Annotated in this window: 6 protein-coding genes; all 6 read right to left on the bottom strand. The window is 61.3% G+C overall.

The genetic code is table 11. The features are described 5' to 3' along the window. On the bottom strand, positions 1-3,460 hold a 3,460-nt coding region (locus tag M3A49_RS41275; protein ID WP_266233883.1), incomplete at its 3' end, for an ImcF-related family protein. Beyond that, positions 3,457-4,632: a hypothetical protein gene (locus M3A49_RS41270; protein WP_266233882.1), complete on the bottom strand. Its 1,176-nt coding sequence runs from the start codon at positions 4,630-4,632 to the stop codon at positions 3,457-3,459. The genes M3A49_RS41275 and M3A49_RS41270, both read right to left, overlap by 4 nt. Positions 4,633-4,698: 66 nt before the next feature. Then, positions 4,699-4,956, bottom strand: coding sequence for a PAAR domain-containing protein (locus M3A49_RS41265; protein ID WP_266233881.1), 258 nt, complete (start codon positions 4,954-4,956; stop codon positions 4,699-4,701). Positions 4,957-4,975: 19 nt separating this feature from the next. Beyond that, positions 4,976-5,386 (bottom strand): hypothetical protein, encoded by a 411-nt coding sequence (locus M3A49_RS41260; protein ID WP_266233880.1) that lies wholly within the window; start codon positions 5,384-5,386, stop codon positions 4,976-4,978. Further along, complete coding sequence (locus M3A49_RS41255) at positions 5,383-7,851, bottom strand: glycoside hydrolase family 108 protein (protein ID WP_266233879.1); 2,469 nt, start codon at positions 7,849-7,851, stop codon at positions 5,383-5,385. The genes M3A49_RS41260 and M3A49_RS41255 overlap by 4 nt, the downstream gene beginning before the upstream one ends. Positions 7,852-7,859: 8 nt before the next feature. Then, positions 7,860-9,197: DUF2345 domain-containing protein (locus M3A49_RS41250; protein ID WP_266233878.1), on the bottom strand; the 1,338-nt coding region annotated here is incomplete at its 5' end.

Raw genomic sequence — 9,197 nt, 5'->3', positions numbered from 1 at the left:
CGCTACCGGTCAGAAAGATGCGCGCGGGCAATGCAAAGTGCCGCAGCTGCAGGACGTCAAGCGGTCCGGCGCCGGCCTCGCTGCGCAGCTGGGCCCTGAGCGCAATGCCCTGGCTTGCATCCGGCGTCCACGTGAGCAGCCAGCGCGCGTTATCCTGCCGGGAGACCTTCGCCCGCTCCAGCAGCCGGATCAGTCCGAACCGGCCCTGTGCATCGAGCGCCGTGCGCAGGCCGCCTTGTTCGGTCTTCCATTCGATGTGCGAGAGGTTCTCGAGCGACTGGCCCGGCCACTCGAACGGAACCCAGTCCTCCTGCTGGTTGAAGTAGTCGAGCTCACGCCCGGACAGCACCGCTTTCATGTTTGTCACGCCCGGCGTCGCCACACCACGCAGATCAAAGCGGATATGCGCATCGCCAGACGGAAACAGCACGGTCGAGACCCGCATCAAGCGGTTCAGCCCTTCCAGAAACGCCGGATCAAGCCGCAGGGCATCCTGTTGCGTGCCCGCGCCCTGCGCGGCTACCCAGCGGTCGCCCTGACGCTCGACGATGCCGGCCAGCTGCGTCGTGACGAACTGCGTGATCACGCCGTTGTCCGGGCGCATGAACCGGGCCATCTCGGGCAGCGACGCATCGTTGTCTGAATCGGCGAACGGATAGCGCCCACCGAAGGCGGTGTTCCAGTCGGCGACGATCGAGCGGCGCCAGATGTCGTTCAGGCTGGCTGCCGCAGGCTGCACCACCGCCTGCCAGGTCTGGTCGAGCGGTGCCTGGAACAACTGGCCGAAACCGGCCCATTGCTGGCCGAGGCTTGCCGCGACACGGCTGGCGTAGTCGCGGCTGTCCGCAATATCCGACGTCTTGCCCTGAAGCACCGCCTGCGCGGCGGCGCGCGACATCGCTTCCGTATCCGGGCCGTTCACCATCTGCTCCAGCTTCAGGCGCATCGCCGTGACGCGTTCGAGATAGCGCGCGAGGCTCAGGTCACCGGTCGTTGCCACCTGCACATCCGTCTTGCCAGCCTGCGCCGGCACGCCGGATACGGTATCGCTGCCACTGAGCCGCAGGATCGGCCCGAATGCATTCGCGAGGGGTGCGAGCTGGGGCTGCGCCTGTTTCGACGGATCTTTCTCGTCGGTGCCAACAAGCTGGTGTGCCTTGCTGATCAGCGTATCGGAGAGCGATTGCGCCGTGACGCCCGCACTGGCCTGATACACGATGGCATTCATGAGCGCGACCAGCGGCGAGCGTTGCGGGTCGCCCAGCAGCGAAAGCTGGTCGGCGGTGGCCGACAGTGTCGAGGCGTTCTGCCAGCGCAGGCTGTTGAGGAACCGCGCCCATGCGCGGGCATAGTCGTCGAAGTAGCGCTGCCGCAGTTCCGCTTTCAGCGTCGACGATGTGGCGCTTGCCGCCTTTGTGTCGGAGAGCACCCAGTCGCCGGCGACGTTCCCCTGCTCACTCGCGTCATCGATCGCCTTTGAGATGCGCTGCTCCCACGCTTCGCGCATGAAGACGCCCGGAATGGTCTGGCTCGTGTTGAACAGGCCGCGCCCGGTAGTGTCGCCAAGCAGGCTGGCCAGCGAGACCGGCGGATACTTCGGCTTCGCGTCGTCGAGGATCTGCTGGTAGGTCGCATCAGTCGAGTTCTGGATGCCGCGCACGCCGATGACGGTCTGCCGCGTGGCGGCGACCAGGCTGCTGTCCGGAACGATGGCGAGCGGTGAACCATTCGCAGCAGGTCGGCGGCCCAGGTGATCCGCGAAGAATGCAATGGCGTGCTGGCGAAGGTGCTCCCACGTGCCGGCCGAAAGCGGCGAACTGGACGGGCGGGCTGGCGCCTGCGTCGCCACAAGCTGGGGCGTCAGGAACGAAGCGACGGCCCGCTCGGGCCTGGCGAGCATCAGGTAGGCCTTGAGCGTGTCGTACGCGGCCTGCGCCTGGGCGTTGCCGCCGCTTGCGATCTCCGCGTCGGACGTCGACGCAAGCTGGCGCAGGCGATCCTCCAGTTTCTGGCGGATCGGACCAACGAGGATACGGCCCGCAGCATCCTCATAGCCGGGCCACAGCACAGCGAGCAGGGCGCTGTCGCGATTCAGACCGAAGCGCGTGGTCCAGGGCGCGCCGTCGCGCTGACGGCTCTCGAGCGTGTCGATCTGCTTGTCGAGACTGTCGAGTGCCTGCATGCCCTGCGCCGGGCTCAGGGTTCCAGACAGTTTCGCGAGCGTGTCCTGCGCTGCGCCGATCGTTGCGCGATTCGAGAAGCCCGACACCATCGTGCCCACGATCCAGAGGGCGGCCACGCCTGTTGCCATCCACGCGGCGAGGATCGACGGTGAAAAGCCAACGCGGCGACCGTGGACCCGACGACTGTGATCGGCGACGGTCTGCCAGATCGAGCGGTGCTGCAGGGCGACAGGTTCGCCTTCCCCCTCTTCGACGACTATACCCGTGGCCGCAGGTGGGGCCAGCTCCCGCTTCCTGAATAGTGGTGCGAAAAGCAGGCCGTGAACGGCGTGGCGCCAGTAGCGCGAGCGGGCCGTCTGCATGACGAGCCCTGGCAGCGAACTGCCCAGCATTTCAATGTGCTGCGAAAGTTCGGCCGGGTAGCGGTCGTGATTGTCCTGGGCGATGCGGGCGACCCCCGCATCAGCCAGATTGCGAATCAGGCCGTTCAGCGACGTGCTGACCTCGTCCGCGTTCACGCGGGCGTTCGACCACGTAAAACCAATGGCCTCGTCCGGACCCGTCGGCTCGGTGCAAAAATCCGTCACGTTGACCAGATAGGTCGGCGCCGCCCAGCGCAGCGCACGGGCGTGGCGCGCCAGGCGCTGGGCAAGCTCGTCGGCGTCGAACGCAGAGCGGGCCGATGTGCGGTTGCGGGTCACTGCGACGATCGCGTCGATCGGCCGGCGGGAGCGCAGGCGGCGAATCTGGTCGAGCCAGTCGGTGTCGAGTTTGTCGGTGGTCTGTTTCGCGTAGAGCAGGACGGTGTCACCGGTGATCAGGTAGCCGGTATCGACAAGACCAGGAGCGAGGCGCTTGACGAGCGGTGCGTCACCGGCCACAAGCACCCAGCGCTCGCGGTAACGCCAGAAGCAGCCGTGCCGGTCACGCAGGATATTGCGGAGCGCAGCAGCCCGATCGGCTTGTCCTGGTGGTTGATCCGGATCGTCGTGGTCAATGGATGCGCGCTTGCCAGCATCGTAACGGGTAAGCCAACGGGAAGCTCGCAGCGAGGCGATCCACAGCAGCACCGCCTCGAAATACTTGACCAGCAGGATCACCACCAGCAAGGCGGAAAGGAGGGAAAGCTCGATGATGATCCGGGTATCGCGCGACCACCCGTGACGAGGTCCTTCCACCCAAACAGCGATGCCGAGCGCAAGGAAGACGATGACGGCCGCGATGCCAATGAAGAGGCCGGCTGGTCGGGTCTTGTTGTCGTTCTTGTTGTCGTTCATGTCTGCTTTCTACACACGAGGGCAATCAGTTCTTTACCTTCGCCACACAGCACCAGCTGCGGGTCGCCCGTTGTCCCGGCGTTTTCTGCGGCAAGAGCGATGGCCAACCACGGCCCTGCGCCCGAACAGTCGCCCACCGACGTCTCGAGTGGAAACCATCGCGTCTCCGCGGAGAACGGCGCGGCTTGCCGAACCGCACTCGCACTGTCGCTGCTCAGGTTATGCGCCCACACCGTGCGCAGCCGGTCGCATGAGGATTGGCCCCAACGGGCGGCAAGCTCGAGTGTCCGGGCAGGAGCATCAAGCGTGCCTTTAGCGGGGCGATGCAGACGGAGTCCGATGGGCATGGCAGGTGACGCAAGGCGCGGACGTCCAATGAGCAGCGCAACGGCCGCCTCCGCAACACCATGAGACAGGACGGCACTGATTGCATCGCGAAGCTCGATCGCGACAAGCAGGTAGGCCGTATTGACGTCTCGACTGTCAAGCCACGCATCTGTTCGGAAGAGGGAGTGCCCTTGTTCGCCTGACTCCATGTCCACCTTCAACGCGGGTACTCGTTCAGCCAGTAATTCCCGCATGCGAGTTTCGACTGCCTCGGACTTCAGTCGCGATTGATGATGAAGCTCGACCTGGAGCTTCGTCCGTGGCGGAAGAGCCCTGAGCTGCGACAGGAGACGGTCGATCAAGCGCGCAAGCAGCCAGGTACAGACGGCACGATGACGAGCATGTTCCGCGAGTTCGTTTCCGGGCTGAAAATGCATATCCGGGATGTCGAGCCAACGTGCGTTGACTTCGCTATCCGCGACTGCGCCGCTCGGCCTGAGTTTTGCCAGTTCAGCTCCTGTCAGGATTCCTTCCAGCGAGTTTTCCGGATCGTTCGCGGCGAAGCACCAGGCATGGCCCAGGATCGCCAGTGGCCTGCCCGCCATCGCATGACACGCCTGCTCTGCCTTATCGCTGACGCGGTTAGTCGCAATCGCCTGATTGCGACGGACATAGCCATACGCCAGCCACGCGAACAGCAGGAAAGCCCAGGCCAGGAAGGGATAACCAGCGACGCAGAACCAGAACCACAGCGTATTCGTCGGACGGCCGGTCGGCCAGAGCATGATCGCCAGCCCCGCCCCTACGCCCATGACGAGTACCAGCAGGACCGTCCAGACGATCATTGAGGCTTGAGGCGCAGGTGGCACCGCCGCCCGTGGCGGCACGCGCTTGAAATCGACAGGCATCGCTTACCGAACCCGAGCTCCGTTGGATGAGGCAATGAGGACCGCCCCACATCGCGTGTGATCGCCGTCATGCGACAGCGCCGTGGTGCCATCCTTCATCCTCCCACTGCCTTCGACGATTTCGTTGTCGCCGTGGATCGGGCATGAAACCTTGTCGCCGATACGGGCGGCCCGACGTCCCTTTACCTTGATACGATCCGAACCGGTCAGAATCTTGCTGCCGTGGCTCGTTGCGTCACCCTCGTATGCGAGATTTTTCATTTGATGTTCTCTTCGTGAATTAATGGGGCGTCAAGATGGCGTCTTTAGGAGCGTAGAATTCCCCGCCATTTGGGGCTTTCATGATGTGCCACACCAGGTGTCTATCAGTTACTTTCAGCGTTGCTTTCCCATCTTGCGCGCCAAAGAACGAAGAGAAGTTGACGATTGCTGATTTTCCGGTGCTATCGATAATTCCATCAATATTAGGATTTTTCTCATCGTCGCAGTCCATCTTGTTGCCTTTCTGCGCTACCGCACAATACTGCCCTTGAAGCTTGCCGCCCTGTTGTTTTAGATCTATCGAAAACGTCATCGAATTCGGTGCGTTATTCCAGTCCCATTCTCCAGTAAACTGGTCAGTGGGCGTCGCGCAGCCACTCATCGAAATTGCTGTAACTACGCATCCAAAAAAGATGTTTTTAATTTTCATGGTGTTGATCCTTTGTAGTTCAAGCATCGATCGACTCTCTTTGTCCACCCATCCAAAAATTTGTAATTTTTATTTGGATTCCCATTCTTATCGTGCGCGATCGACGTGTAATACTGCTTACGTGCCGCCCCAATTCTTTGGGCAAGCTCCTCTTGATCGTCAATGGAATTTATTTTTTCGACAAAGTCCTTCGACATTTTGTTGTCGTGCGCAATTGCCACAGAGTAATCCGAAGTTAGCAATTCCTGAATCTTCCTGACGGCCTTCCCAGACGTTATTGTCCAGTCGTATACGTTCAGGGCGGTCTTTTCGTTTGTTATTCCGCAGAAACCACGAGGCTCCCAGTATCGCTTCAGATATATGGCTTTTGCCTGATCATCGGTCAAAGATTTTAGATTATTTAATGTCGGTTCCACACCGACATCTTCCTTTGCATACGCTTGCCACGTGGCCCATGCAATACCTTTGTTGGTGGCTCCTCCAGAATCATTTGGATCGTTTACGAAGCCACCCTCATTGAATAGAATTATCTTCGACACTTTTTCAAAGCGAGCTTTACAGTCACATTCAAGCGCGAAGTTTGCAATAAGTGCAATTGGATTGATGTGGTTGACATCTGACTTCGGAAAGCCAGTCACTTCCGCCTTTACCTCGTCCCACCACGCGAGCTTGTCGATCCGCTTCTGCTCTTCCTCGTGCCGCGGCTTGGGCCCCGTCTGCTTCTCCAGTTCGGCAATCAGCTGCTTCCACTTCGACGAATTCGCCCACTCGCTGTCGTGCTTCACGATCAGCCGCGACGCCGCCTGCATCAACCACGGATATCCGCCACGCTCGGTCTGCGAGAGCGTGCATAGTTCGTCAGCCGCCTGCTTGCCATCGCCTTTCGTAAACAGGGCGTCGTACACCTTGAGCATCAACGGGCTGAGTTTCGACCGCGATGCGAGGTCGGCCACATCGGCGCCACGTACGTAATCCACCCACTCCTGAGTTGTCGCAAAGATCGTATGTGCCGGATCATGGGCATCCGCCAGGCACTCGAAGTCGATCCACTTCTGCGCGAATTCCCGCGTTACTCGGCCGCTCGGGTGGTTGAAGTCGCACACCCACCCGTCGATCGGTTGACCTTGTGCATTCACGCCTTCCACGTGCCACCAGTTCACCGGGTAACCTGGATCGGGATTCGGATGCGGTTCGGCAACGTGCCGTTTCGGGTCACGCGCTAGCTCGGCAAGCGAGTACACCCGAACGGCATCCGTCTTTCTCGACTGTGGGTCAGCGCCCGGGAGGAACTTGTTTTCCTGGGTACGTTGATACAGCACCGTGCCCGACGCAATCCGCAGGATCGTTGGCTCGGAGGGCAGGCCCCGTGCGGCCCAGTCTTCCTTGTGCGGACCGTGCTGGTTGACCCATGCGCGACCCTGCTCGAGGAACGGCTGGATGCTGTCGTCGCAGAACACCTCGATGTGCGCCATCCGGGTTCCGGACGTGCCCTGATTCAGCGAGTCGTAGCGGCCGAGATGACCGATGAGGTCGTCAGCCTTGATCGGGATACCGCCTCCAGTTCCTTGCGTATCACCCTTCGTACACGTCTGGTCCGCCGTGACGATCACCCGCTCGAACATGGAGTCCGGGATGACCTCCTCGACAACTGGCCCGCCGTTTTCCTGGCCCAGATAAATCCAGCCGCCGATGGCTCGGGACGGCTCGACGTAGCCGCCGGCTTCGGGTGGATACAGTGACGCACCGTGCAGGTCCGTCACCTGGCCCCATGCTTTCCCGTGCACCGTATCAATCTTGCCGACGCTGAAACTGGCCCCCTGCGGCAGGATGCCGATAGGGGTACCGTTTGGGTTCTTGCGAACTCTCAGCCCCTGCTGTGATGGATCAGCAGCTTGCCCGTTGCGACCCGGCGATGGTTTGTCCTGCGCATGCTGCATCACCTGCCATTGCCGCGCCCAGTACGACGGTTTTTCACGCTTCGGGAAGTTCGCGTAGTCTTCCCAGGACATCAGATGCATGTACAGACTGTAGAACGTCAGCATCGTGCCCTGCGGGAACTCCATCGTGTGCCGCACCAGCGCGAAGCCCGTGCTATACGGTGCCTGGACCGGCGATCCGCCACCGGCCGCAGCGACCTCGCTATGGGGATAGGTCTTGTTGGCGCGAAACGCGATCAGCACGCCGTCAGCAATGCAGCGCAGTCCCGCATCGAGATCCAGCGATAGCCCTGCACCGGCCTCTGTGACGTGGATGCCACCATGCCAAATCCCCTTGCGGCTGACGAGGTACGCGCCTGACGGCTCGCGTTCCGCGAGCAGCCGGTAAATCTCGTGCTCGTCGGTGAACCGGGCGGAGGCCTCCGACTGGCTCCGTCCCTTGCGGAGGAACGGAAAGGCGAACGGCAACGGCTTCAGCTTGGCCGGCGAGGGCGTTTGCGGCTTCTTCGGTGCAGGTTGGCTTGTCATAATTGAGCTTATTCAGAAAATCCGAAGTTCGTTGCGTCCTTCACGTCGTTGAGTGGCGCCTTGGACCATGTAGGGAATTTGAAGCTGCCGCCGTCCGGGTCGGCGACTTTCAGGTCGCCCTTGAGCTCGATTTCTCCGGCAGGACTGCCGAGAATGATCTTGCCGCCCGAGAGCTTGATGTAGGCACCAGACCCATCGCCGATCGTGACGCCTTTGCGGCCCGTGATGATGACTTCGCCATCCGATGAACTGGCTGTCATGTCCTGCATGGACATGAGCTCCATCGTGTCGGACTGCGCCTGGATCTGGACTTTCCCCTTCGCGGCGAAGATCCGGATCCCGAGCCTCTCCGCAAAAAACGAGATGGCCTCGCCGGCCGCAACTGCGATACGCTTCATGACGCCGATGTCGAGCCCGTCGCCGGCAGTGACAAACATTTGCCTGCGGGCCGCAAGCTGCATCTGCTGACCACTGACGAGCCCGACGCCATCTGGGGCTGTCGCAACAATGACGGATTTCTGAAGGCGCTTGAGCTTTTGCTGGATCAGCACGCGTTGTTGATCGATGTCAGCCTGCAGGGCCGTTGCAGCATTCGCCGAGTCATTGAGCGCATGCAGGATCTGTTCGGCCTGCTCGAGCGTCGTGTCAGCTTCCTCCATCGCGAGCTGCCCGCCTGAGGCGCAAGGCTGCCCTTCGGCGGTAACCAATACGCCCTTTGCTCCCCGAACTGCGACATGTTCATCGGAGCGCAACTCCGCCCCGCGACCCCGTTCCTTGCGCTCGTCATCGACCATGTGCCCAAGGTTGAGCTCGCTGGTCTGGAACGGCGTCGTCAGGTGAATATGCTCGACGCCTTCCTTGTCCTCCATGCGCATCTCATTCTGCGCCGCCGTTCGAATGAGATTGCGCGTATTGTTCAGGTTGTTGACGAGATCCGGATGCAGGCTGTCATGCATCGCTCCGATGATGACGGGCCGGTTTGGATCGGCGGCCGTAAATTCGAGCGCCACTTCGGCGGAATCGATCAACGGGAAGTGGTGACCGTAGCTGTCGCCGCTGTAGGGCTTGGCAAACCGCACCGGCCGGCTCGTGCCACCCGGGCTCCATTCGTCCAGATCGAACGGCAGCTTGATGACGTACCAGCCTTCTTCCGTCAGATAGGCATACTTGTAATTACCGGGTGACGTAATCCGGGCCGGCAGGACGCCCCTGATTTCCGGTTTCGGGATCGTGTCCATGGATGTTCGCCAGACCCGATCCGACGGAATCCCCTCGAACGTCACGCGGTACGACTTGTTACGCCCACCGTGCGAGCGTACCGACGTGATGAAGATCCCGTGTTTCGC

Origin of the sequence: Paraburkholderia sp. CNPSo 3076, from assembly GCF_026343935.1 — a bacterium.
Classification (GTDB): domain Bacteria; phylum Pseudomonadota; class Gammaproteobacteria; order Burkholderiales; family Burkholderiaceae; genus Paraburkholderia; species Paraburkholderia nodosa.
The sequence above is the reverse complement of the archived record's forward strand: the minus strand, read 5'-3'. Positions and strand labels throughout refer to the sequence as shown.

What these genes read in the sequence shown, in the direction of transcription:
- M3A49_RS41265 (WP_266233881.1), bottom strand. Translation starts at nt 4,956, where the DNA reads ATGAAAAATCTCGCATACGAGGGTGACGCAACGAGCCACGGCAGCAAG.
- M3A49_RS41260 (WP_266233880.1), bottom strand. Translation starts at nt 5,386, where the DNA reads ATGAAAATTAAAAACATCTTTTTTGGATGCGTAGTTACAGCAATTTCG.
- M3A49_RS41255 (WP_266233879.1), bottom strand. Translation starts at nt 7,851, where the DNA reads ATGACAAGCCAACCTGCACCGAAGAAGCCGCAAACGCCCTCGCCGGCC.
- M3A49_RS41270 (WP_266233882.1), bottom strand. Translation starts at nt 4,632, where the DNA reads ATGATCGTCTGGACGGTCCTGCTGGTACTCGTCATGGGCGTAGGGGCG.